25 protein-coding genes and 1 pseudogene are annotated in these 24823 nt (G+C 57.1%); 9 read left to right on the forward strand and 17 right to left on the reverse strand.

Annotation, left to right across the window (positions count from 1 at the left end):
• Window positions 1-27: 27 nt before the first annotated feature.
• From HFP57_RS17385 to HFP57_RS17395, 3 genes are read right to left on the reverse strand one after another with little or no spacing between them, the layout of a single operon-like run.
• A complete protein-coding gene (locus HFP57_RS17385) occupies window positions 28-1314 on the reverse strand; it encodes an acyl-CoA dehydrogenase family protein (RefSeq protein WP_176870979.1) in 1287 nt (428 codons plus the stop codon).
• 32 nt (window positions 1315-1346) lie between these two features.
• Window positions 1347-2816 carry an MFS transporter gene (locus tag HFP57_RS17390; protein ID WP_176870980.1) on the reverse strand — a complete coding sequence of 490 codons (1470 nt, stop codon included), beginning with the start codon at window positions 2814-2816 and terminating at the stop codon, window positions 1347-1349.
• An 8-nt stretch (window positions 2817-2824) separates the two neighbouring features.
• Window positions 2825-3670, reverse strand: a complete 846-nt coding sequence (locus HFP57_RS17395) for an SDR family NAD(P)-dependent oxidoreductase (RefSeq protein ID WP_176870981.1) — start codon at window positions 3668-3670, stop codon at window positions 2825-2827.
• Between the two features lie 194 nt (window positions 3671-3864).
• Here HFP57_RS17395 and HFP57_RS17400 point away from each other — a divergent pair, with 194 nt between their 5' ends.
• From HFP57_RS17400 to HFP57_RS17425, 6 genes are all read left to right on the forward strand, one after another.
• On the forward strand, window positions 3865-5046 hold the full coding sequence (locus HFP57_RS17400; protein ID WP_176870982.1) for an acyl-CoA dehydrogenase family protein: 1182 nt from the start codon (window positions 3865-3867) through the stop codon (window positions 5044-5046).
• A gap of 48 nt (window positions 5047-5094) precedes the next feature.
• Window positions 5095-5457, forward strand: a complete 363-nt coding sequence (locus HFP57_RS17405; RefSeq protein ID WP_246263223.1) for an endonuclease domain-containing protein — start codon at window positions 5095-5097, stop codon at window positions 5455-5457.
• 39 nt (window positions 5458-5496) lie between these two features.
• Entirely contained in the window at window positions 5497-6636 is a 1140-nt protein-coding gene (locus HFP57_RS17410) for an acyl-CoA dehydrogenase family protein (protein ID WP_176871391.1), read from the forward strand.
• 133 nt (window positions 6637-6769) lie between these two features.
• A complete protein-coding gene (locus tag HFP57_RS17415) occupies window positions 6770-7915 on the forward strand; it encodes an acyl-CoA dehydrogenase family protein (protein WP_176870983.1) in 1146 nt (381 codons plus the stop codon).
• A gap of 26 nt (window positions 7916-7941) precedes the next feature.
• Window positions 7942-8733 (forward strand): SDR family oxidoreductase, encoded by a 792-nt coding sequence (locus HFP57_RS17420; RefSeq protein ID WP_176870984.1) that lies wholly within the window; start codon window positions 7942-7944, stop codon window positions 8731-8733.
• Between the two features lie 93 nt (window positions 8734-8826).
• Window positions 8827-9174, forward strand: coding sequence for a hypothetical protein (locus tag HFP57_RS17425; protein WP_176870985.1), 348 nt, complete (start codon window positions 8827-8829; stop codon window positions 9172-9174).
• A 28-nt stretch (window positions 9175-9202) separates the two neighbouring features.
• On the opposite strand, the gene HFP57_RS17430 is transcribed toward HFP57_RS17425, so the two are convergent.
• The 5 genes from HFP57_RS17430 to HFP57_RS17450 form a co-directional block, all read right to left on the reverse strand.
• On the reverse strand, window positions 9203-9595 hold the full coding sequence (locus tag HFP57_RS17430; RefSeq protein WP_343045241.1) for a PaaI family thioesterase: 393 nt from the start codon (window positions 9593-9595) through the stop codon (window positions 9203-9205).
• Window positions 9592-10065 (reverse strand): PaaI family thioesterase, encoded by a 474-nt coding sequence (locus HFP57_RS17435; protein WP_246263224.1) that lies wholly within the window; start codon window positions 10063-10065, stop codon window positions 9592-9594. The genes HFP57_RS17430 and HFP57_RS17435 overlap by 4 nt, the downstream gene beginning before the upstream one ends.
• Window positions 10055-11305, reverse strand: coding sequence for a UDP-N-acetyl-D-mannosamine dehydrogenase (wecC, locus tag HFP57_RS17440; protein ID WP_176870986.1), 1251 nt, complete (start codon window positions 11303-11305; stop codon window positions 10055-10057). Before wecC ends, HFP57_RS17435 begins: the two co-directional genes overlap by 11 nt.
• Complete coding sequence (gene wecB / locus HFP57_RS17445; protein ID WP_218135049.1) at window positions 11295-12422, reverse strand: non-hydrolyzing UDP-N-acetylglucosamine 2-epimerase; 1128 nt, start codon at window positions 12420-12422, stop codon at window positions 11295-11297. Before wecB ends, wecC begins: the two co-directional genes overlap by 11 nt.
• 301 nt (window positions 12423-12723) lie before the next feature.
• Window positions 12724-14133, reverse strand: coding sequence for a DUF6716 putative glycosyltransferase (locus HFP57_RS17450; protein ID WP_176870987.1), 1410 nt, complete (start codon window positions 14131-14133; stop codon window positions 12724-12726).
• A gap of 291 nt (window positions 14134-14424) precedes the next feature.
• On the opposite strand from HFP57_RS17450, the pseudogene HFP57_RS18290 reads away from it, so the two are divergent.
• Window positions 14425-14552 (forward strand): annotated as a pseudogene (locus tag HFP57_RS18290) (IS3 family transposase); the annotation flags it as partial.
• Between the two features lie 12 nt (window positions 14553-14564).
• Here HFP57_RS18290 and HFP57_RS17455 read toward each other — a convergent pair.
• Complete coding sequence (locus tag HFP57_RS17455) at window positions 14565-15584, reverse strand: class I SAM-dependent methyltransferase (RefSeq protein ID WP_176870988.1); 1020 nt, start codon at window positions 15582-15584, stop codon at window positions 14565-14567.
• 476 nt (window positions 15585-16060) lie between these two features.
• On the opposite strand from HFP57_RS17455, the gene HFP57_RS17460 reads away from it, so the two are divergent.
• Both HFP57_RS17460 and HFP57_RS17465 read left to right on the forward strand, forming a co-directional pair.
• Window positions 16061-16837: a methyltransferase domain-containing protein gene (locus HFP57_RS17460; protein WP_281363139.1), complete on the forward strand. Its 777-nt coding sequence runs from the start codon at window positions 16061-16063 to the stop codon at window positions 16835-16837.
• 2 nt (window positions 16838-16839) lie between these two features.
• Window positions 16840-17814 carry a methyltransferase domain-containing protein gene (locus HFP57_RS17465; protein ID WP_176870990.1) on the forward strand — a complete coding sequence of 325 codons (975 nt, stop codon included), beginning with the start codon at window positions 16840-16842 and terminating at the stop codon, window positions 17812-17814.
• Here HFP57_RS17465 and HFP57_RS17470 read toward each other — a convergent pair.
• The 8 genes from HFP57_RS17470 to HFP57_RS17505 form a co-directional block, all read right to left on the reverse strand.
• Window positions 17811-18470 carry a hypothetical protein gene (locus HFP57_RS17470; RefSeq protein ID WP_176870991.1) on the reverse strand — a complete coding sequence of 220 codons (660 nt, stop codon included), beginning with the start codon at window positions 18468-18470 and terminating at the stop codon, window positions 17811-17813. The genes HFP57_RS17465 and HFP57_RS17470 overlap by 4 nt on opposite strands.
• Before the next feature lie 26 nt (window positions 18471-18496).
• Window positions 18497-19258: a phytanoyl-CoA dioxygenase family protein gene (locus HFP57_RS17475; protein ID WP_176870992.1), complete on the reverse strand. Its 762-nt coding sequence runs from the start codon at window positions 19256-19258 to the stop codon at window positions 18497-18499.
• 1 nt (window position 19259) lies between these two features.
• Window positions 19260-19949, reverse strand: coding sequence for an FkbM family methyltransferase (locus HFP57_RS17480; RefSeq protein WP_176870993.1), 690 nt, complete (start codon window positions 19947-19949; stop codon window positions 19260-19262).
• Window positions 19942-20523 carry a class I SAM-dependent methyltransferase gene (locus tag HFP57_RS17485; protein WP_176870994.1) on the reverse strand — a complete coding sequence of 194 codons (582 nt, stop codon included), beginning with the start codon at window positions 20521-20523 and terminating at the stop codon, window positions 19942-19944. Before HFP57_RS17485 ends, HFP57_RS17480 begins: the two co-directional genes overlap by 8 nt.
• A 25-nt stretch (window positions 20524-20548) precedes the next feature.
• Entirely contained in the window at window positions 20549-21286 is a 738-nt protein-coding gene (locus HFP57_RS17490) for a class I SAM-dependent methyltransferase (RefSeq protein WP_176870995.1), read from the reverse strand.
• 222 nt (window positions 21287-21508) lie between these two features.
• Window positions 21509-23332 carry a hypothetical protein gene (locus HFP57_RS17495; RefSeq protein ID WP_176870996.1) on the reverse strand — a complete coding sequence of 608 codons (1824 nt, stop codon included), beginning with the start codon at window positions 23330-23332 and terminating at the stop codon, window positions 21509-21511.
• 36 nt (window positions 23333-23368) lie between these two features.
• A complete protein-coding gene (locus HFP57_RS17500) occupies window positions 23369-23626 on the reverse strand; it encodes a hypothetical protein (RefSeq protein ID WP_176870997.1) in 258 nt (85 codons plus the stop codon).
• A 78-nt stretch (window positions 23627-23704) separates the two neighbouring features.
• Window positions 23705-24640, reverse strand: a complete 936-nt coding sequence (locus tag HFP57_RS17505) for a glycosyltransferase (protein WP_176870998.1) — start codon at window positions 24638-24640, stop codon at window positions 23705-23707.
• Between the last annotated feature and the right edge of the window lie 183 nt (window positions 24641-24823).

The raw sequence follows: 24823 nt of genomic DNA on the forward strand, positions 1-24823 counted from the left end.
CTCCTTCAGGGGAAAGGGGGCAAATGCCTAGCGCGTGACGCCGATATCGCCGCTGGAGATCGCACCGTCGTCTTCGGTCGGCGCATGGCGGCCGAATTCCCAGCGGGCGATGGCACGCGCATGGACTTCGTCCGGGCCGTCCGCAAGACGCAGCGTCCGCTGGCTCGCATAGGCGCGGGCGAGGCCGGGGTCGGTGGTGACGCCGGCACCGCCAAAGGCCTGGATCGCATCGTCGATGATGCGCAGCGCCATGGTCGGCGCCGAGACCTTGATCATCGCGATCTCGTTGCGCGCCGTCTTGTTGCCGGCCCGGTCCATCATATCGGCGGCCTTGAGGCAGAGCAGACGGTTCATCTCGATATCGATCCGGGCCTGCGCGACACGCCATTCCCAGATGCTGTGATCGGAGATCGTTTTGCCGAAGGCGACGCGCGACTGGAGCCGCTTGCACATTTTTTCCAGCGCCACTTCGGCAACGCCGATCGTGCGCATGCAGTGATGAATGCGGCCCGGGCCCAGACGGCCCTGGGCGATCTCGAAGCCGCGGCCTTCGCCGAGCAGGAGGTTCGTCGCGGGGACGCGCACGTCCTTGAGTTCGACCTCCATATGGCCGTGCGGCGCATCGTCATAGCCGAAGACCGGCAGGTGGCGGATGATGTTCACACCGTCGGCGTCGGTCGGCATCAGAATCTGCGATTGCTGCTGGTGGCGATTGGCTTCGAAATCGGTCTTGCCCATCACGATCGCGATTTTGCAGCGCGGATCGCCGAGTCCGGACGACCACCATTTGCGGCCGTTGATGACATAGTCGTCGCCATCGCGCTCGATCCGGGTTTCGATGTTGGTGGCGTCGGAAGAGGCGACCTGCGGTTCGGTCATGAGGAAGGCCGAGCGAATCTCGCCGTTCATCAGCGGGCGGAGCCATTGTTCTTTCTGCTCAAGCGTACCGTAGCGGTGGAAGACCTCCATATTGCCGGTATCGGGCGCGGAACAGTTGAAACATTCCGAGGCGATGCCGACCCGGCCCATCTCCTCGGCGCACAGGGCGTACTCGAGGTTGGTCAGCTGCTCGCCCTCGAACTCGAACGTGTCGTCGACATGCTGCTGGCCGGAATGGGGCGGCATGAAGAAGTTCCAGAGGCCCTTGGCCTTGGCCTTCGCTTTCAGTTCCTCGAGCACCTCGCTCGTACCCCAGCGATTGTCGGCGGGAAATTCGGCTTCATAGTCGGCGACGCGCGGCCGGACTTCGGCTTCGATGAAATCGCGGACGCGATCGCGGAAATGGGTCTCGCGGTCGGAAAGGGTGAAATCCATTGGAGGTCTCCTTTGTCTTATCTATTTGAAATCTATGTGGTTTCTGTGAGGCCGCGCATCCGGGCGATGCGGGCATGATGATCATCCTCGTTAATCGGAAAGCGGTTCATGAAATAGGCGGCGGCCGAGCCGAGTATCATGATCAGCGCGACGTAGATCAACGCCAGATCGCGCAGCACGGTATCGGCGACTTCACCGGGCACGGCCTGGTCCGGGAAGGCGGCGGCGGTCAGGATAGCCGCCGAGATGAACACCCCGGCGCCCGACACGCATTTTTGCAGGAAGAACTGCCCGGCGAAGAACAGTCCTTCGGACCGCCGGCCGGTCTTTTCAGCGTCATCCTCGATCACGTCTGTTAGCATCGAGGATTTGAGGATCAGCGACGCGACCAGCCCGCCTGTGCCGATTGCCAGGAAAACGAGGATCGAGGGCAGCAGCATCGGATCGCCATTTTCCGGGAAGAAGCCGATCGTGCGTGCGATATAGGGGATCGGCTGCAGGGCGACGGCCAGGAGCAGGCAGAGCATCGCGGCCCTGGGTTTGCCGACGCGGCGCGACAGCCAGGTCGATCCGAGAACCGCGCCGAGAATGCCGAACATCAGGACGAAAATGTACCAGGCGAGCGCGGTCGAATCCAACTGCCAGTAATAGGTGATGAAATAGGTGAGGAGGCCGAAAGATATGCCTTGGCTGACATAGGCACAGAGCCCGCCGAGCATCAGGATCAGGAAGGCCCGGTTGCTCAGCGATCCGAAAATACCCCGGAACGTCTGGCCGAGCGTCATTTTCACGCGCTCCACCTTAGGCAGATATTTGATCTCGCTATGCGTGCCGAGTGCCGAGAGCAGGATGACGCTCGACATGATTACCGAGGCGATGATCGCATAGTCGCTATAGCCGGCCGGATTGAGCTGGCCGTTCGGATATTCGGGCGTCGGGGCCAGTAACACGGCGAATGTGAACAGCAACATGGTCGCGCCGCCGAGCCAGCCGAAGAAGAAGCGCAGACCGAAGATGCGCGTCCGCTCGTGATATTCGCTCGTCAGCTCGGGGCCGAGCGCCGCCATCGGCACTTCGAAACAGGACATCGTCGCGCGGACGAGAAAAGCGATGCCAAATATGTAGAAGAACATGCCGGTATTGGATGCTTCCGGGGGATTCCAGAGCAGCAGGAAGAAAAGGCCGGCGGGTATGGCCGACAAGTAGATGAAAGGGTGTCGCCGTCCCCACCGGGTGCGCAGATTGTCCGAGAAATGGCCGACGATGGGATCGATAAAGGCGTCCATCACCAGCGCGATCAGGACGGCGGCACCGACGATCGCCGCCGGTACTCCGATGACCTGGTTGTAATAGATCAGGAGCAGCAGGGAGAAGCCGTTGTCCTTGATGCCGAAGGCGATCGCTCCGAAGCCGAATGCGAATTTCACGCGGGTCGGGACCTTCCGTTCGAGCGGAACGGCCAGATCGCGCGGTGCGCTTTGGGAGGGAGTGGCATCGGCCATTCGGTCGCTCAGCTGCTCCCTTCTTCCGGCATGATGAGTTCTAGCAAGCCGGGCGTGTTCGGATCCCAGCTATGGCGGTGGCCGATCGTGATCCCGCCGTCGACGGTCAGGTCGATCCCGTTGACGAAGCCGCCCTGATCGGAGGCGAGGTAGAGGACGGCCTGGGCGATATCGTCCGGCATGCCGGATCGCGCCACCGGCTGCGCCATCGGCGAGATCGCGTGGATCGCTTCGTCGATCCGCCTGGCTTCCTCGGGTTCGTCCTTGCGGGAATCGGCGAAGATGTTGGTCATGATGAAGCCGGGGCTGATCGAATTGACCCGGATATTGTGCTGGGCGAGCTGCGCCGCCGACAGTTTCGACAGATGCCGGACACCGGCCTTGGCGGTCGCATAGGCGATCGGTCCCCAGCCCGCCTCGTGCGCGTTGATCGACGAGGTATTGATGATCACCCCGCCGCCCGCTTGCTTCATATGGTCGACGACATAACGCGTGCCCATCGCCACCGACCGCAGCAACAGGTTCATGGTCATGTCCCAATCCTCGGCCGTGATCTCGTCGATCCGCTCCTGGGCGCCGCCGGCGCCGGCATTGTTGAACAATATGTCGACGCCGCCGAAATGCCCGGCGGCATTGTCGATCAGGCTCCTGATGTCGCCGACGTCGCAAACATCGGTCGTCTGGAAGGCGAGGCGATTATCGAAGCGCGATTCGGCGGCCAACGCGTCGCCGGCCTCTGCATTGAGATCGCCCATCATCACCTGGGCTCCCTCGGCTATGAACGCCTCGACCGTCGCTTTGCCGATGCCGGACGCTCCGCCGGTCACCACCACGCGCTTGCCTTCGAATCTCATGCTGTTCCTCTCCTGTGCGACGCTAGGCGAAAGCGATGACGCTCGAAAGCCCGTTGCGACCCAAAACTTTTTCTTGTGGCTTAGACGATAATTGACGTAAACGTAAAGCAAGAGTCGATACCGGAAATGGCTTTTTCGCATATCGGTATCCGGCCCATGCTAGTTTGCGTTCGCGCACGAAGAGGAGATTCGCGATGTCCGACCTTGAAACCTTCCGCAGCGAAACCCGCGCCTGGCTGGAAGAAAATTGCCCGCCGGAAATGCGCGAACCGGTTCGCGACGAGGCCGATATCTATTGGGGCGGGCGCAACGCGACGTTCAAGAACGATGCGCAGAAGGCCTGGTTCGAAGCCTGCGTAGAAAAAGGCTACACGGTTCCCGAATGGCCGAAGGACTATGGCGGGGCGGGGCTGTCGCCGGCCGAAGGCAAGGTCCTCAAACAGGAAATGGCGCGGATCAAGGCGCGCCCGCCGCTCTCCAGTTTCGGCATCTGGATGCTCGGCCCCGCCCTCCTGCAATTCGGCACCGAAGAGCAGAAAGTGCACTATCTGAACGAGATAGCCCAGGGCAAAATCCGCTGGTGCCAGGGCTATTCGGAACCGGGCTCGGGATCGGACCTCGTATCCTTGCAGACATTCGGCGAAGACAAGGGCGATCACTGGGTCGTCAACGGCCAGAAGATATGGACCAGCTATGCCGACCAGGCCGACTGGATCTTCTGTCTCGTCCGCACCGACAAGTCCGACAAATATCGCGGCATCACCTTCATGCTGTTCGACATGGAATCGGCAGGTGTGTCGACCAAGCCGATCCTCCTCATCTCCGGCAGCTCGCCTTTCTGCGAGACATTCTTCGACGATGTGAAGGTGCCGAAGGACCAGTTTGTCGGCGAAATCAATCGCGGCTGGGATGTCGCCAAATATCTGCTTGGCCATGAGCGCGAGATGATTTCGGGCATGGGCGGCGGTGGCGGCATGGGTTCGCTCGGCAAGGCGGTGATGCCGGGTTTTGGCGAGGATGCCATGGGCCGGCTCGACGATCCGCTCCTCCGGGCCCAGCTAGCAGAACTCGACGTCGAGGCGCTGGCCTTCAAGGCGATGGCGGAGCGCTTCATGGATGAATTGAAGGCGAAGAAGAACCATCCGGCGACGCCGAACATGATGAAATATGTCGGGACCGAGCTGAACAAGCGCCGCCACGAGCTGGTGATGGCGGCGGGCGGCTCCGAAGCGCTCGAATGGGAAAGCGAAGCATCGGATGGTGGCGCGAAATCGCGCGACTGGCTGCGAACCAAGGCCAACAGCATCGAGGGCGGCACGAGCGAGGTAATGCTCAATGTGATTTCGAAGCGGATTCTCGAGCTGCCGGACGCTTAGTACAAAATTCCTCTCCCCTTCAGGGGAGAGGCTAGGAGAGGGGGAGTCGTGCGAAACCAAGCACTTCTCGACCATGCAAAGGACATGCGATCCGCACCTACGCCGCCGGAGAAGGCGCTCTGGAACGCCTTGCGCGCTGGTCGCTTGGACGGAGCCAAGTTTCGAAGGCAGGTTGTGATAGGCAGATACATCGCCGATTTTGCTTGCCGCACACCGACCAAGATCGTTGTGGAGGCCGATGGAGAATCGCATGCGGCACAGCATGATTATGATGCCGAACGCACGGCTTTTCTGGAACGCAAAGGTTATCGCGTTCTGCGTTTCACAAACAGCGAAATATCGAACAATTTGGAGGGTGTGCTTGAAGCGATCCGGCAAGAGCTGCCGGAAGCGGATGCCCCCTCTCCCTAACCCTCTCCCCTGAAGGGGAGAGGGCATGAAAGGATGAACATGCCCCTTTATCACGACGACGATCAGACGATGCTGCAGGACACGGTTCGCCCCTTCATGGCGGCCGAAGGCGGCATCGAGAAACAGCTGCGCCACTGGCGCGACCGGGACTGCAAGGACGGGTTCAGCCATGCGCTGTGGAAGCAGTTCGCCGAAATGGGCTTTACCGGCATGCTGGCCGGCGAAGAGGATGGCGGGCTCGGTATGGGCAATGTCGAAGCCGGTATCGTGCTCGAAGAAATTGGCCGCAATCTGACGCCGTCGCCATTCCTGACCACCTCGGTCGTCGGCGTGACCGCGCTGAACGACGCGAGCAAGGCCATGCGCGATCAGTGGCTTCCCGGAATCATCGGCGGCGATACGGTGCTGGGCATCGCAATCGACGAGAGCGCCAAGTTCCGCCCGACGCATATCGCCATGACAGCGGAGCGTTCGGGTAACGGCTTCAAGCTCAATGGCAAGAAGCAGTTCGTCGTGCAGGGCGCTTCGGCCGACATGCTGATCGTCGCCGCGCGGACTGGCGGCAGCGCCGGCGAAACGGACGGCATCACGCTGTTTGCGGTCGAAAAAGATGCCGCCGGGCTATCGGCCGAGGTCGCGCGGCTGGTGGATAGCGCGATGGCCGCGCATGTCGAATTCGATAATGTCGAGGTCACGGCCGATGCGGTGATCGGCGAGGTCGATCAGGGTTGGGGCGTCATGACGAAAATGCTCCACGCCGGACAGACGGGCGCATCGGCCGAGATGGTCGGCGTCGGAGCCGGCGCGATGGACATGACCGTCGACTATCTCAAGGAGCGCAAGCAGTTCGGCCGGACGATCGGCAGTTTCCAGGCGCTGCAGCACCGCACCGCGCATCTCTACAGCGAGATGGAAGTGGCGCGCTCGACTGTCCTCAAGGCGCAGCAGCTGCTCGACGAAGGAGACGAGGGCGCGCTGCTGATGGTATCCGTCGCCAAGGCCAAGGCCGGGCGGGCCACGAACCTCGCCGTGCGCGAGGGCGTGCAGATGCATGGCGGCATCGGTATGACCGACGAATATGATATCGGCCTCTATATGAAGCGGGACCGGGCGCTGGCCGAATTCATGGGCGACGCCAATTATCACGCCAATCGCGTTGCGGAGATGAGCGGCTATTGAGGCTAATAGCCCTCCCCCTTGATGGGGGAGGGTTGGGTGGGGGTGAGCCATCCATTCGCGATGTCTCCAGCTGGAAGATCACCCCACCCCAAACCCCTCCCCATCAAGGGGAGGGGCTTTAATGGAGACTAGAATGGTACTAGACCCCGAAACCTTCGATCAGTTGCTCGAAACGATCCGCCGTTTCGTCCAGGAACGGCTCCGCCCGCTCGAAGGCGAGGTCGAGGCCAATGATGCTATCCCGGACGACGTGGTCGAGGAAATGAAGGCGATGGGCCTGTTCGGCATATCCATTGCGCCCGAATATGGCGGGATCGGCCTGACGATGAGCGAAGAGGTGCGCGTCGCCTTCGAACTGGGCGGAACGACCCCGGCCTTCCGTTCGACCTTCGGCACCAATGTCGGGATCGGCAGCCAAGGCGTGGCGATCGCCGGCACCGACGAGCAGAAAGCCGAATGGCTGCCGAAAATGGCGAGCGGAGAGGTCATCGCGAGCTTCGCGCTGACCGAGCCCGATGTCGGATCGGATTCGGGCGCGGTGAAAGCCAAGGCGATGCGAGACGGCGATGTCTACCGGCTCTCCGGGACCAAGCGCTATATCACCAATGCCGACAAGGCCTCGGTCTTCACCGTCATGGCGCGGACCGGCGAGGAAGCGGGCGGGCGCGGGGTCTCGGCCTTTCTCGTGCCGCGCGACCTGCCGGGCGTGTCGGTCGGCGAGCCGGAAAAGAAGATGGGGCAGCAGGGCGCCAAGGTCTGCGACGTCAATTTCGACGACACGCCGGTGCCCGCCGCCAATCGCCTCGGCGCGGAAGGCGAGGGGTTCAAGGTCGCGATGCAGGTGCTCGACCGCGGCCGGCTGCACATCAGCGCCGTCTGTGTCGGGATCGCCGAACGGCTGATCGCCGATTGCGTTGCCTATGCGACCGAGCGCAAGCAGTTCGGCCAGGCGCTGTCCGAGTTTCAGCTGATCCAGGCGATGATCGCCGACAGCAAGGCCGAAGCCATGGCCGCCAAGGCGCTCGTCCTCGAAGCCGCAGCGAAGAAGGACGCAGGTGAACGGATCACGCTCGAGGCCGCGGCCGCAAAATATTTCGCCAGCGAGATGGTCGGCCGTGTTGCCGATCGCGCCGTGCAGATCCATGGCGGTGCGGGCTATATCGCCGATTACGGCATCGAACGCTTTTACCGCGATGTCCGGCTGTTCCGGATCTATGAGGGCACGAGCCAGATCCAGCAGCTGATCATCGCCAGAGAAACGATAAAAAACGGCGGATAACGCTGCTTCAGGAAGGAAATAAAGACATGGATATCGGAAGCCTTTTCAGCCTTGAGGGCCGCACGGCGCTCGTCACCGGCGGTTCGCGCGGCATCGGCAAGATGATCGTGCAGGGCCTGCTCGCCGCCGGATGCCGCAAGGTCTATATCTCGGCGCGCAAGGAAGAGCAGATCGCCGCCGCGGTCGAGGACCTTGGCGAGAAGGTCGTCGGCATCCCGATGGATATTTCGACGGTCGAGGGCTGCAAGGCGCTCGCCGCGGCGATTGCCGAACAGGAGGACAAGCTCGATATCCTCGTCAACAATGCGGGGGCGGCCTGGGGCGAGGACTATCTCCAGTTTTCCGAAAAGGGCTGGGATCGGGCGATGGATCTCAACGTTAAATCGCCTTTCTTCCTCACCCAGGCGCTGCACCAGCTGTTGGTGAACGCGGCGAGCGACGAGCAGCCGGCCAAGGTGATCAATATCGGTTCGATCGACGGGATGCGGCTCAATCCCTGGGAAACCTACAGCTATCATGCGTCCAAGGCGGCGATCCTGTGGCTGACCAAGCGGATGGCGGCGCGGCTGATCCGCGACAATATCGTGGCGTCGGCGATCGCGCCGGGCGCCTTCGCGTCGGACATGAACAAGGCCGCCCGCGATGCCGGTGACGCCGTCGCGCAGTCGATCCCGGCGAAACGGATCGGCGAGGCGGAGGACATGGCCGCTGCCGCAATCTATCTGGCGAGCCGGGCGGGCGATTATGTCGTCGGCGACGCGATCACCGTCGATGGCGGTCTCGTCCATGCCGATACGCGTACCAGTATCGACGGGTAGGGCTGAGCGAACGGGCCGTTTTTCATATGGATTTTGGCTGCTTAGACCAATTCTGATACAGTGATGCCCTGTCCAATGGCGAGGATGTGTCTCATGAATCGCTGGCTCGTGACATTTGCTAGTGTCGCCGCGATGGCCGCACCTGCCTCGGCGGTTGCAATGCAGTCCGAAGAGATTGTGGAAGAGGGCGTAGTCGAGGAGATCGAGGAAGCCAGAACCTGCCGTCAGTTTCGGCCTACCGGTTCACGGGCGCGAGTCATTAATGCGTGCTTGACGCGCAGCGATTGGCGGCGGGTTTATGCATATTGGGGACAAGGATTGAGCCAGATGATGGGATCCGTCACCCCGACCCCCACCCTCGGACCATTGGACAATCCGGCCAATTGGCGCTCGGAAAGACGGGAAGGCCGTGTGTACTTGGAAGGGGCGGAGGAAGAATAGCCGCGAGAGGTAGTTTTCCCCGGCGCGGTTATGATCGCACGATCAGGAAATTGAGGCGCGCCGCCGCGATCGGCTTGTCCTCGCTTTCCTGCCAGGCGAAGCTTTCGACATTGGCCATCCGCTGCCCGAGCCGCGAGATGGTCGCCGCGGAATAGGTCAGCCGTTCGCGCCCGCCGCGCATATAATCGGTCGTCACGGTGATCGGCTTGGCCTGCGGGCGCTCATCCTCTTCGCCGAGCGCGTCCCAGAGCGTCGCAAAGGCCGCGATCTCGAGCAATCCGGCAATCGCGCCGCCGTGCAGGAAGTTGGGCCGGCCCTGGACATGCGGGCCGAACGGCATCGTCAGCACGATCCGGCCGTCATCGTCGCGCCCGGCCTCGATGCCGAGCGCCTGCGCATAGGGCGGTAGCTTCATCGTCATTGCGGCCCCAGAAACATGAAGGTGCCCGTGACATTGGCGATCGGGCTGTCGGCATCGCCGTCATGGGCATAACCGCGGACAAAGGCGACGCTCTTCGTGTGGCGGTAGCATTCCATATGGCCGGTCACCCGATGGCCGACCTTGGCGGGGCGCAGATAGTCGACGCGCAAATCGATGGTGACGGTCTGGAAGAATTTGCCCGTGGTCAGCATGATGCACATGCCCGACGCCATGTCGCACAGGCTGATGATCGGGCCGGAGGCGAGGATGCCGGTCTTCGGATCGCCGATCAGCTTCTCGTCATAGTCGATCGCGAGCTCGACCCAGTTGTCCGCGTTCGCGACATACTGCACGCCGATCAGCCCATTATGGCTGTGCTGGTTGAGCATGTCGAAAAAGGCGCGCGGATCGAGCTCGCCGGAGGTCAGCTTTTCGCGGATCGCGATGATATCGTTCTGGTCAGGCGGCACGGGACGGCTCGCGCCAGAGGCCCACGGCATCGATGACGACTTTGTCGCCAACGTCGCCCTTGCGTTTCACAAAGGCTTTATGCCCGACAAGCAGAACGACAATATCCGATTTGGCCATCGCCTCGTCGAATCCGGCCAGCCGGATATTGTCATGCCGCCAGAGCTTTTCGGGCAGCGCATTGACATGCGGCTCCACCGCGCAAACTTCGAACCCTTCTGCGGCAAGACCTATCGCGATATCCACGGCCGGGCTTTCGCGTAAATCGTCGACATTGGGTTTGAAAGCTAGGCCGAGGCACGCAACCTTTCTCGATCCACGTTCGGCGCTTGCTGAACGGATCTTGGCGATCACCGTCTCGGGCCGCCCGTCGTTCACCCGGCGGGCCTCGGCCATCAGCCCGGTAAGCTCCCCATCGGCGGAGATCAGGAACCAGGGGTCGACCGCGATGCAATGGCCGCCAACGCCCGGGCCCGGATTGAGGATGTTCACGCGCGGATGCCGGTTGGCGAGATCGATCGCCTCCCAGGGATTGAGCCGGTGCGCTTCTCCGATATTGGCCACCTCGTTGGCAAAGGCGATATTGACGTCGCGATAGGCATTTTCGATCAGCTTGACGAGTTCGGCTGTCTTTGCGTCGGTGAGGTGGATTTCGCCGCGCACGAAGCTTTGGTAGAGATCGCGCGCGCGTTCCGCATCTGCCGCTGTCAGACCGCCGACAATACGGTCATTCTGGACGAGTTCGCGTACCATCTGGCCGGGCAGGATGCGTTCCGGACAATAGGCGACGGCGACCTGGAGGGTGTCGTCCTCGACGAGATCCGGACGCACTTCGCGGATGATTGCGGCCATATTGTCGGTGGCGCCGACCGGGCTGGTCGATTCCAGGATAACGAGATTGCCGGGTTCGAGGATCGGCGCGACCGATCGAGTCGCGGCCTCGACGAACGACATGTCCGGCGACTTGTCTTCCCGGATCGGTGTCGGGACCGTGATGACGAACGCATCGGCGGGTTGCGGTTCGGAAAGGGCCTCGAGCCTCCCGCTGTTCACCGCGCCGCGCACCAGCATGTCGAGATCGGGCTCTGGGAAATGGGCGCGTCCCTCGTTGAGCTCGTCCACGATATCCGGGTCGACATCGGCGCCTTTGACCGCGAAACCGGCCGATGCCAGCGTCGCGGCGGTCGGCAGGCCGATATAGCCGAGGCCGACGACGCAAACTGTTTTGAACTCATGAGGCATTTTTCATCGCTTCCACAATTCGGGCCGCGGCCGTGCCGTCGCCAAAGGGGTTCTTGATGGCACTTATCCGCGCATATTCCTCCTGATCGTCGATTAAGGTTTCCGTTTCCCTAACGATGCGATCCGTATCGGTACCGACCAGACGGCAGGTGCCTGCCTTGATCGCTTCGGGTCGTTCGGTAACGTCGCGCGTCACCAGTACGGGCTTGCCGAGCGAGGGCGCTTCTTCCTGGATGCCGCCGGAATCGGAAATGACGAGATGGGCGCGGTCCATCAGATAGACGAACGGCAGGTAATCCTGCGGTTCGATCAGATGCACGGCGGGAGTGTTCGAAAGGGTTTCCCTGGCGGCCCGCTGCACGTTGGTGTTGAGGTGGACGGGATAGACGATCTCGGTATCACCCCGCGCGGCGAGACGGACGAGCGCTTCGCACATCCGCGCCAAGCCGCCGTCGAAATTTTCCCGTCTGTGACCGGTCACCACGATCAGCCGTTTATCGACATCGAGAAAATCGAATTGCGCGTCGAGTTCGGCCTTTTGCGAGCTGTCCGAATGGATATCGTCAACCACGGAGAGCAAGGCATCGATAACGGTGTTACCGGTTACGAAGACATGATCGGGATTTACCTTTTCGTGGATCAGCGCTTCGGCGGCTGTTCGGGTCGGTGCAAAAAGCCAACGGCTGACGAGATCGATGAACCGGCGGTTCATTTCCTCCGGCCAAGGCGCATACAGATTGCCGGTGCGCAGCCCCGCCTCGACATGGCCGATCGGAATTTGCGCGTAAAAAGCCGCCATAGCGGCGGCCATGGCGGATGTGGTGTCGCCATGGACAAACACGGCATCGGGCCGGCCCGCCGCAAATATATCCGTGAGACCCGTCATTGTCGCGACCGTTACGTCGGTAAGCGTCTGATCGGTCTTCATGATATCAAGATCGATATCGGGAACGATATCGAACAGAGAGAGAACCTGGTCGAGCATCGATCGATGCTGGCCGGTAACGCAGACGGTCGTCTCGAACGCGGGCTCGGCCTGGAAAGCTTTGATTACGGGCGCCATCTTGATGGCTTCCGGCCGCGTGCCGAAGACGATGAAGATTTTCACGATTTTCATCAGGCTGGCCCCCGGCGATAACGGGTCGATAAATTGGCGTCGACAGCCCGTTGCTTGAAGACGGCCGATATCATCAAGTCAACAGCCTTCTCGGGACTCCCCGCGAGTAAGCGGGATCGCCTACGAACTGGTCATCACAGCCCTTGTCGGGTTTCGAAGATATCTTTCCGATGCGGCTATTCCGCCCGTAATTCGTATCGGATCATCCGCTCGCGATGCAGAAAGGCGGATATGTCCGCAGCGTCTTGAGTTAATCGCCGTCTGGAAAGCCTTGAATTCTAACGCGTTACTTGATTTGAAATTATCTGGCGGACTGAGAGGCCGTCAGCATTTCCGTCAACTCTACGGCGGGCGGGAAATTTTCGCCCTTATGCGCTTTGAGCTTCTCGAGCCATTTCGCCGCTTCGCCGTAAGAACCTTTCAGGATATAGGTTTCGACCAAATTCCTCATGTGCAGACCGTTTTTCGGGTCCTCTTGAACGACGTTCAAAGAAATCTTGATCGCCTCGTCATATTTTTTCTTGCGCTTCAACGCCCTGGCCCTGTCAATTGGCCGGTGCCCGTCGGAGTCAATGATGCTCCGAAACAGATCCGGATCATTGACCAGATCGCCGAAGCTCGAAATGTCTCGATTTTTTGAGCGCGCGTATCGATCGAGTTCGCTGATCGGAAGAAACTCATTTCGCGCCCAGAAACTATCATTGTAACTCCGCTTCGGCGCCTGAAGCTGAAGCTTCACCTCCTGGTTGCCAATCTTGTCCTCCAGCCAGGATGAATTCACTTTGTAGGGTTCATCACCGAATAATGATTCGAGATTTCGCAACATCCCGGATCCCATGAAGTAACTGTTGCCCAAAGTCTCTCTGATGCCCAGATCGGTCAGGGCAACGGCCGGGATACCTGAGCTGGCAGCCTCCAGAAGCGCCGTCGAACTTACGCTCAGCGCGACTGTTCCGTCAGATATCAGGCTTTCGACCGGCTCAAACGTAATCGCGAAATTGGGAAGTCGGCGCTCTCGTTTTTCAACGATCTCCAGAAAGACGGTTTCGTAATTGTATTTCGGTTTGTGGGCCGTGAACTTTTCACCTCGCATGAACCGAGGTTTGATCAGGAAAACCTTGTCTCGGTGTTGATCCGCAAGTCTTTCCAACTTGCTGACAATATACTCCGCCTCTGCCAGATTGGGGATGTCTGGTTGTCCGAAAAAGACAAACCGATCCGCTTTGTCGAGTCGTTCGGAAATGCGTTCGGCGGTGTCGGTTTTGTCTCCAAAGATCGGCAATTTCGTAACGGTCGTTCTAGGTGGAGTGGCGCTCATATCAGAGTAAAGCGAGTTGGCCAGCTCGGCCTCGGAGCTGTTTGCGCACACAACCAGATCGGCACATTCCCGAAACTGGTAGGCTCCCACGATAACGCCGGGCAAATTGATGCCCACGGGATAGGATATGATCAAAGGTCGTTCTTCGTGGGCGAAATAGTGATGCAGGTGCAACCACAGGACGAGCATATCGCGGGCCGCTATAAAACAGATCAGTGCATCGTGATCGGTCGTTCCAGTCGTGCATTGCTGGAGAAAGTCATCGAGTTCGATTGTATCGAGGCTTTGGCCGAGTGTCCGGCCGAGCGACTTTGCCATTTTCGATTGAGAGTCATTCGAAACCACACCGAGTGGACTCAGCTCCCGATTCAGCGCGTTTTTCAAAAATTTCACAGCCAATTGCTTTCCATCCAAGGAACCAAGTTGCAAGAGCGATAAGGATTAGCGTAGCTGAAAATCATGGCTACACTAAAGACATAGATTTATGTCCACAGGCCGATACTGGTCGGGCAGGGCAAAATTTGAGACTAGCTGTTCCTGTGACAGATGGATTTTGGGAAAGTCGTCCTTCGTCCCTGGCTCGACCAAACTCTACTGTGAGTTGCATGTTGTGCCTCCCCGTCGAAAGTGATCCATTTTAAGAGTTCGGATTCCGGCTATTCGAGGTTTGAAAAGAGCTGAGGAATGGCACGGAAGAGATACACGCCGGAGCGGATTATCGGGATGCTGCGGGAGGCCGAGGTTTGGTTTTCGCAGGGAGACAAGGTTGGCGGGGTGAGTATGGCGGGCTGAAGGTGGTGCAAGCGCGACGAGGTTGTCATTTTCTAATTTTCGGACTGAGACATTACCTTCAGATGACTTGCCTCAATCGCACGAAGACGTGAAATTATGTCGCGCCAGTCTTCTTTGAACTGCGGTGATATACTCTCTTGGCGCTTGGTTGAAAAGCTTCGAACGCTGTCATCGATGCGTCGAATACCAAAGCCGCTCATGGTAAGTACGTTCGCTAGCGATTTGCGGCTGAAATAGAAGTTATGCGCGTTCTGAAGTGTTTTTAGTAAGTCGCCGCCAACATGCGTGGGGGCCGTGGACATGGAATCGACACCGGGTACTTCGACATAAAGCATGCCGGTACCGCGTCGGCATATCGCAGCGATTTTCCTTAGCTCTTCTATGGGATTGTCGAGATGTTCGAGCACATGGCGGTAGATGACCAGATCCGGCCGAAAGGAAAGTTTTAAGTGATCGATCGTTTCGAGTCTGAGATTCAGCCAACGCTGCCGGCCATACTCGAGATAGCTTGCGTCTAGATCGAGACCGAGGCCGATGGCACCGTCCCGGCACAGATATTCCAGTGTACCACCGGCCCCGGTTCCGACCTCCAGAATGCGCGTGCCCGGACCCCAGTGGACATCGTCTCCCAGATATCTTCGGATTCGTGCGCCAATCCTCTGTTGCTTTCTAAAAAACTCGCGGAGGTCGAGCGTGCGTCCCACATAGAGATCGCGGTAGAGCGTCGCGTAGAAGTCTTTATAGTCGTTTGGCCGCAATCTGGGGTTCAACTGAACAAGACCGCATTCCCTGCAGATGCACGTTTGTACAGGGAGATCATAACGGTCACGTTCAGCGATGATCACGAACTGAGTTCCGGCGCATACGACGCATGCTTGCCAGACCATCGAATACTCACCCTCGGCCAATTTTCCGACGAAGGCGGCTCGCGCCTCTAATTGCCGTCCGGTAAGGGCCAACACCGGACCCGCGTCGGTATGAGCATAACGCGATCCGATCAGATCCACGTCGACCGTGAAGCCGCTGGGAGGGGGCGGCGAGCATTTGGACATGTAAATCGCTCCGGTATTGGCGTTTTCTCAAGTCGCTTCTGCGGGGACAAGTCGCGAACATTTTTCGGTATGTCCTACCGAGCCACTCCGTCAGCGGCTACGCGTAACGCCTTCTCTCTGCAAGAATCTCTTCAGCTCAAAATTCTCGTGAAGCAGTTATGACCAATGTCCCAACGCTGTCCGTTATTGGCCGGCATAGCGTCGAACTCCCTCGTTGCAGCTGTCGTTTGAGCACTGATTGGGCTCTACAAAGCTGGAGTTTGAAGGGTGGATGATTTGCAGCGCTGGAGTTTTAGATGTAGGCCGCCGCTCTTCTATACCGTGCCGAGAAGGGAATTGAATTGGCTCTATGTGAAATATGTTCGTCCGAGACTGATTTGAGATATTCCGAAATTCGCAATGGTAGGGGTGAATCAGCTGAAATTTTCGAAGGCCTGGAGGTTGCGATTTGCGATAATTGCCGATCCTGTTGGGCCGTGGCGTCTCCGTCACCCGATAGGCTCGGGGAATATTACGATCGGCAATATGGCGTTGCTCTTCATGAGAGCCAAGACCTCGAAATTCCTTTGCGGTGGGATAGCCGCGCCACGTCCTTGATTGCGCTAGGCCGATTATTCTCGCGTTTCGCGCCCGACGACGTGTTCATGGACATCGGGCCCGGTTATGGGGACGCACTGAGATTGGCCCGTCACATGCTGCCAGAGCCTCGTCTCGCTTGTGTCGAATTCAATCAGGACCTTGTCAGATTCTATCGCTCGGTCATGCCTCAGATATCCGCTCACACTTCCATCAAAGGGGCTTTGGAAGAATTCGGTCCCGGCGGTGTCAAATATGTATACGCCGCTCATTCGCTGGAGCATTTCGATATCAAGGATCTCAAAATCGAATTGCAGAATATTCGAAATTTGCTTCACAAAAACGGTGCGTTCATTATCGAAGTGCCCCATGTTCCCGAACATGCATTCAACGCGGCACGCAATCATACGCCGCATTTGATATTTTTTAGCCGTAAAGGTCTTGGGAAAATGCTTCAGGGCGCGGGCTTCAGGGTCAGACTTTGTGTCGAGGTAATCGGCAAATATGGTGCTGGTAAGAACTACGCCGCTTCGATGCGGCAAAAGGCTCCCGAAGAAACCGAAAAGGCACTTGCTCAGCAATTGGCTGCCGTGAACGCCGGCGATTGGATCGGTGCTCCAGATAACGCCAAACGCGGCAAAATCCTCAAATGCGTAGTTCAGAAGATGGGCGATTAACAATGGGACACGCGAACAGCGACACGATAGTCGATGGGATCGCCGAATCTGCGTCCAGTGAACCCGGGCCGATTCCGGCATGCCCGATCTGCGGATGCGATCAAGGGTGGCGCCCTGCCTACAGGGTCATAAAAGAGAGCCACGAGCCGATTTTTGGTGATCGCTTCATCGCATTGTGCAGCGAATGCGGGTTCGGCAATTCACAGCCGAACATCCCCAACCACCTTCTTGCACAATATTACGCCAGTGACTTTGCGCCGCGGTTTCGCGGAAAAGTCGCAAAAGGCGAATGGCCTATTCTCGATGAACGGTCAGTCGCGCAGATTTCGCTGGCCCGACTGTTTTGTCATTTCGAGGCCGGAGATGGCTTTCTCGATCTCGGCCCCGGCGCTGGCGTGTCTTTCTTCACCGCCAGTCAACTGCTTCCCGAACCCAAGATGTTCGGTGTCGAAATGAACGAGGAAATGATCGACAACATCGGAAAACGTATTCCCGATGTCCGATTTGCTCCAGACATTGAAGGGATTGCCAGGATCAAAGACGCGCCAATCCGGTTGGCGCTGACGTCGCATTCTCTCGAGCACTTCAACGGCGATGGGGTGATCGATGCCTTGAGGGATGTATACACAATACTCGAATACGGCGGGACATTGTTCGTCGAAGTACCCCATTGGGACCTTCGCGAATTCGACAAGCGCCGCAACGACGTGCCCCATCTTTGCTTTTTCAGCAAAGATTCTCTGGATCGCGCATTGCGGGCGGCTGGCTTCGAAATAGAGCTGATCCGGACCTTTGGCATACCGCGAGGCGCGCCTAAGACGTTCGAATCCCAAAGGCGAAAGGATTGCGATCCCGATCTCGTGAAAGGCGATGCCGGCCGGGCGCTACTGTTGGCCAACAGCCCCGATAACATGCCGCGCGACGGGGGCAAAATATTACGCGCGATAGCGCGCAAACGCGGCAGGAAAAATGGCTAGCTTTTAGGCACCCATATCGAAGTCTGCCCCCAATCCGCGCCTCTGGAAATCCGCTCCTTTTGAGAGTCGGCGAAATCCACGCGTTCATGCGTGTCGGGGAAAATTTCGTTGGCGCGTTCGCCATATCGGCCTTCGGTATTGTCGACGACCGCCAGCATTTTCGGATTTTCGCGCATCCATTTGGCCACGACGTCCAGCGACAAATACCGGACCGCGCCGTCAACCAGGGCGACGTCGACTTTGGTCGGCAGGCCAATTTCCAAGAATGCAGTCTCCATGGCAGATTGCTCCTCGCGGCTCAGTTCGTCGATATGCTTATTCCAGAAGCCTTTCGTCTCGCTCACCGAACCGTCCAAGTTGACGTGCCAAGTGCAGTTCACGAAATGCAGGACCCATTTCTTTCTGAGTTCGACCGACTTGGAGATCGTATCGAGCAGTCCGATACTCCAGTTGTGGTCCGCTTCGAAGGTATATAGCAGCTTAAGGCGTTTGCAGAGCCACAGGGTCGAGCCTCCTCCGCCGAATTCCACGCCGATCATGTCCTCGGTAAGATTTTTGTCCAAATAGTCGATTGCGCCACCGGCAAGCCAAGGCTCTGCACGTTCTATCACCTCCTGGGCATCATCTCGGAATGTAATGTTATAGAAGGGCGGCATCGCAATCCTTTCGTTTATACAAAAGTTTAACTTTCTTGATATTCGGGCATTTTTAATTTCTCAACGCTCCAAATATACTTCTTTTGCAGTCGGGGTATATCTATTTCAGACTTGCCGTAATAATAATTGGTCATTGCATATCGCGACCCATCTTCTATTGGTATCCCTGAATGTATCAATGAGCTATTGAATACTATTAAAGTTCCCGATCTTGCTTCAAATACATGATGGAACTTTTTGGCAGCAGCAAGAAAAGGGTGAAATTCGTTTTGAGACCAGCGCTGGCTCTCAAAATTGAAATCCGTTTCCCGCGATATTTTTGCGTAGGGCCAAAGCCGGTCCGATCCCTCGAATATCGAAAACGGGCCGTTGGTTAGTTTCACGTCGGAAAGGTAAACCATAGCCTTGAATTGAGGCCTGAGGCGATCCCTGTGCCAGTTTCCGCCCGATCGCCTTAGCTCGCCTTCTGTTGCCTTAAGCCGGTTCGCCATGACGAACAGGCACTTCTGTTCGATGCCGGTCAGCATATGCCCAATACGTTCAAGGGTTGGATCAACCTTGAACTCCTGCGCGTCGGCACTGACTTCTTCGAAGCCGAATATGCGCTGATCCGAACCGGTCCAGACATTTTCGGGCCGCGCCGTTATGAAATCGTCCATTTCATTCCGGATGCGTTCGCAGCGCGACGCGTCCCAATAATTTTCGACGACGAAGAAACCTTTCTTGAAAAGCTCGTAAACGTGTCGATCGAAGTCAGTTTCCAGAAGGGAGCAATCCGCGAGTGCCATATCAGCTGTCCAGGCTATCCTTGTGCACGAAGGTCATTTCCGATGCCTTGTGACCAACGAAGCAGAGTAGGTATCCGCGATCCCGAAGGCGCTCCATATATTCGTTGGTAATCTCGATGCCCTTGGACCGGTCACCTTCGCCAATATAAGTGAAATGCCATTCCAATGCCAGCTGGTTGGGCAAGATATCGCACGCTAACAGGTCGTCGATGACACCATATTCCGCACCCTCGATATCGATTTTCAAAAGATCGATCTTGTCATGCCCCAACTGGCGCATGACGGAGGGGATTCTCACTGTGGCGAATTTTAGGGTCTGTTCCGCGCTCGCCTCGCCTTTGTCCGTAGAGCCCAAAGACACCGAGGTGTAATAAGCCGATGGCTTCTTGTTGAGGGAGAATTCCTGTTCACCGTCCTTGTCGGAAAGTCCGGCGTGGAAGAATTCGAAGCGGTCCGGTCTATATCGCCGCAAAAATCGCGCGCAGGTGTCTGTCGGATCGAAGCCCACGATACGTGCCTTGTAGTCGCGGATCATCCTGGCTTCGAAATCTATCTGATTTCCCAAGCCGCCTGAGTAAACCAGTGGTTTGGAAGGAAGCCCCCGAGGATATATGAAATACGCACCGGTAGTTTCCAGGCCGACGAGTATGCCCGGCAGGTGTATATCGAGACGAGTATCGAGATCAGGCACGTCCATGCTCTTGAAAAGGTTCCTCGATCGCTTCAGCTTGGAGCGTGTAACGGGAAGATCTGATAACGTTGTTGTGTGCATCGGCCAAGCGCAACACATCATCCATAGTCCGCTTTCCGACTTTCACGTCACGATGGAAGCGTTCCGTAAGATCATGTTCGACATCGACGATGGAGAAGGCGATGCCGAGCTTCAGGGAAAAAGGTGTATCGCCCGCCAGATTTAGTGATCGCTTGGTGTTCAAGAGCTGCTGCAAGCCGCGCTCATAGATGGGGCGAGTACGCTCCGGATGGAATCGGAATTCGTCCGAATGGGGATGATAGCATTGTAGGGTCACTTTCGCGCCGGTTTTGCAAACCCGGTACAGCTCCTTCCAAAATGAAAAGTATGATTCCTTGCTCTCGTATAGGAATTCCAATGCGTGGGACACCTGGACCTCCTCCACGGAATTATCATCCCATGGCCAAGGGAATTCAGTCAGATTCGAGGCGTCGTCCGGAGAGTATTCGAGCCTGTGGTCCACGTTAACAAAGCCGTCAACATAGGTTGGCCCGCAAAATAGATTAATTTTCATGATAACATTCCGATTCTGTATCCGATTATTTCGACGCAGTCTTTTTTATTAGATTGAAGGTCAGGTAATTCGTTCGAGTTACAATACTAGACATGTAAAGGACCTTGAATCCAACGTCTTCGCAAAGATCGTGAAATTCGTGAATCGGGAATGATGTGGCCGTGATATGCCGTTCTTCATAGTCCTCAAGCGATTCGATCGGCCTGTATTTTTCCTTCCCGTCGTCATATCGTATCTGGATATGGCCTATCGCGCGCGGCGCCGTGACGGCATGGATCGCCTGTAACACCTCCGCTCCATAGTCCTTTGACGGGAAGTGCTGGAAAACCGCGCTCGAAAGGAAGGTGTCGACGGGCTCGTCGATTTTATCCACGATTGACATCGGATCTCCATCGAGGAGCGCTTCTCGGAAGCCGTCGAAGTGTTCAGCCTTTGCGAGGCGGCTGCATTCCGAAAGATTCTTTTGCGAAATATCGACGCCATAATAACGATGCGCGTAGCGCATATGGGCGAAAAGATTCGCTCCGCCGCCAGGGCCCCACTCTAGAAACGTTCTCGGTTTTGTCCAAATTCCCGGCTGGGCACCGATATGGGTCATCAGTGTATTGAGCTTTTCGAGGCTGGTTTGTCCGATACGTTGCCACTTTTCATCGTCTTTCCATCGCCCGTAGCCGCGCCAGTGCGACTGGTCTCGCCGGTATTCTTCGTCGGTGTAATTCTCCCAGACGCCGGCGATAGTCTTGAGGACCGGGTTATCTTTCACGTGTGGCTCCTATTTTGCCGCGGTTTAATAATGTGGTTTCGGTGCAGAGCATCAGCTCTCATGTAGATGAGGCTCATATGCAGAAGCGATGTGTTTGTCGAACACCATGCGGGCCGAGGTATGAAGTCTTCTGGATGTGGGCGGATCGAGCGCGGTTCCCAGTTTTCACTATTTCACTATAACGTCACCTTATCTGGCGCCTCGGATACGAGAAGACGGCCTTCAGCTCCGGCCGCCTGCTGCCAAGGCTTCTTCCAACGAAATGCGCGGGAGCACGTTCAGCCGGCCGCCGGGCGTCGCGTTGAAATATTCGATGCCGCGTGCTGCCAGCTGGTTTCGAGCTACTTCATAGACTTGAAAAACCGGCCCGTCGTCCGCCCAGATTCGCATGATGCTCGACGCTCTTGTCGAACTCGTCGCGTGTTCGCTTGCCGGATAGAAATATTTGCGCGGTCCTTCGTCCGATTCCGAGGTAATCCCATAATCGCAATCGCATCCGAGCATGTAGATCTCGCTTATGCCCATGTGCACCGCCAAAGGCAGACAGAAAGTAAGCAAGACCGTGTAGCCGTCGTTCATCGGGAGAGAGAGATCATATTGCAGCCCGCCTACCTCGTCCGCCAGGAATTTGGGCTGATCGAATATGAGATAGCGCGATGTATATCGTTCGAACCGCTGGTCTTCCTCGATCACCGATTTGAATCGATGGCTGAAAAACAGTTCGGGATGATGTTCGTGCGCCATCAGTTTTTGGATGAATTTTTCGTTTAGAGCCGGGTCGGGGTTTCGCCAACCGCCAAACATCTCATGCGACGAAATTGCATAATAGGTGGGCTGCAGAGCATCGAAATCGGGATGATTGGCAAACCAGTTCGCCACGAAAGTTATCTCGCCATCGAGTTTCGAAAGATCGTGCTGAGCCAGGGACGGGCCGTTGCCGATAATGAAAGCCCGTTTTCCCTGATGGACGTTCTTCAAAGCTGCGATTCTCGAAAACTCGCCATCCGCTTTAAAAGCTTCGACTTGAGTCTGTCTCTCTCCTTGAGCGTTGGCCGCTGCTGCCGCACTCAAAAGCTTACCCTTGAGTATTGGAACGCGCGGCATGATTCTGCCGGAAGGTGTAGATGCGTTTTCATCGCTTCTTACGCTGCCATCTGCTGGCAAGGACATCCCGTCCACGTCCTCATCGCCTTCCCAGGCCAAATCGAGCCCGACCATGCCGATTTCCAAAAACGGTAACTCGTTGTTGGACTCCGCGTCCGATCCTTTTCCGGCAAGTTTCGGAACGATGGATAGAATGGGAAAATGGCCTCCGTCCAAAGGCAATTTGATTTCCATAAACGTCCAGCCATCTGCCGCCTTGGTGAACGTAGCCTCAACGCCGGCATTCTGCTGCTTACTATCTGGGACGATAGCCCAAGGACTTGTCCCTATATCCACCTGGGTACGGGGCATTGGAAGGCTTGCACGATACTGCACAGTGAATTTCCGATAGCCGGTTAATCTTAGCGCGAAAGTCAAACGGCAGGATGTATAGGGCGCCCACCGCCGCCAATCGGCGCCACAGCGCAGTAGAACGGCGGCATGGGAGCTTCGGTCGAACGGCCTGAACTTTGCGAACCGGTCAAAAGCGAAATCGGCTTCTTCGATATTCGGTTCGATATCCATGCCGAGCTGGGGACGATCCGAATTTTCCATCGCCATCCGGACAACGTCCAGCTTCAAGGTCTCATTGAAATCGATCTGGGATCGTTCGATCGCTCCTTCGATATCGTCCCCGGCAACTGATGCGATGGCCCTCGCCAACGCCGCGGCCGTTTCTGCACGATCCTCCGTCAGTGCGTTGACAAACGTTTTTCTTGTGATCGGGCTTTCGCCCGCTTTGGGATCAGCAGCGATATCGAGAATTGCCCGGAGCTGAGCACGTTTCTCCCGCAGCGCCATGTTTTCTCTGAGCAATGCGCCGACCTGATGCTCGAGTTGCTGGCACAAGTCCGTTACGGCTAACAATTCTTGCTTCAGCGCTTCTCTCTGGGTCACAGTCAAAAAACTTCCTTGATAGATCTTGCATGGAGAGCCGTCTCACTTATTGGAGACGGCTTGTCCTTCGCCTCGTTTTTCGTCTGAATTTTCCATGTTATCGAAGTCCACCCCGTTCAGAATGGTCGATATCTCCTGTGTGGTCGCATCACCAGCAGGCATAGCTGCCGCGACTATAACCATCGCGCGTAACCGCGCGAGTTCACGCTCAAGCGCCGAATTTTCAGACAGCAGCGTATCGACTTCCTGCTTCAGGAGTTGACTGCGCTCGGTTTCGGCTGTCAATTCCTTGACCGTCAATTTGGTATGCCGTCTGGAAGCTCCTTCAGGCTGCGAAGGCTGCCGCCCCGAGGGCTTCTGCTTGAAGAGCCGCACGACCTAAAAAACCTTCTCGATAAAGGACGCTTCGATTGCGGATTCGTCCTTCCTCGAAAGTTTATTCTTCGAGAGCCGTTTGGTCGTCGCGGTTTGGAGAACAGAAGTTTGCCTGATATATGCACGCACCAGTTTTCGCAAAGTGCTACGCGCGAGAAACCGGAAGGCATGCTGCCACCAGATTTCTTCCAAACCGATATAGTTTCGTTCACTTTCTTTGACTTTAACATTCCATGGTTTTTCGCCAAGAAAGTGAAGTATGCGAACATCCTTTTTCTGCAAATAGCTCCAAGCCGGCTGCCCAGCGCTCTCGACCAGCCTCTTGCTGTAATTGTAGCGTTCGCCGAGCCAGTATTTGGGAGTGTCGCGCAGGGCGATATTCAATACCGCCTGATCTGCCCGGCCTTGGCTCTTGTCGATTTCAGAAACGTCGAGAGCGTCTGCGAGGTGTTCGAACTCGACGACACCGGCCACGTCGCGGCGGATGACCATCGTGCCAGTGTTGAAATAGGGCAAATAACGACCGCGTTTGGCGTCAAAGGCGCGTACGACTGAAAAGGGCTCTGTTCTTTCGAACAAAACGCTGAGGTCCCCCATCACAAGCATGTCGCTATCAAGCGTTACGACATAATCATATGGCGATCTCAGCGCTTCTAATATGTAGAAGGCGGCCCTTAGCCGTTTAGGCGTTTTTGCGACCTCTTCCGCAAAACGGAATACATTTCCATAGTGCTCGTTTTCTACTTCGCGGAATTCGAGATTCTCGATCTCGTTATTCATCATGGCTTTCATGTGCTCGCTGAGCGGCGCGTTTTCCCGGTTCCATAATATGACAATCGGGTCGTCAAAATACGGGTTATGATTCAAGAAGCTCTTGATCATAACGATGGCGCCGAAGACAAATGGGTCGCTCACCACGGTCATCACGCAGCGTTTCATCGAAATTTTCTTTTTCCTTACCCGCTAGTTAAGCCTGCGGGATAACGGCCGCCGACCGTTTGTCAATGGTCTCCGAGGACTCTTCCGACGTGAAGGGGAAGTTGCAATTTCGTGCCGTTTTTTCGTCGGTAGCGCGGCATTTGCTGGTTGCGATGAGCGTTGATTTGCGTTAGACGCCCGCGC

Origin of the sequence: Parasphingopyxis algicola, from assembly GCF_013378075.1 — a bacterium.
GTDB classification, from domain to species: domain Bacteria; phylum Pseudomonadota; class Alphaproteobacteria; order Sphingomonadales; family Sphingomonadaceae; genus Parasphingopyxis; species Parasphingopyxis algicola.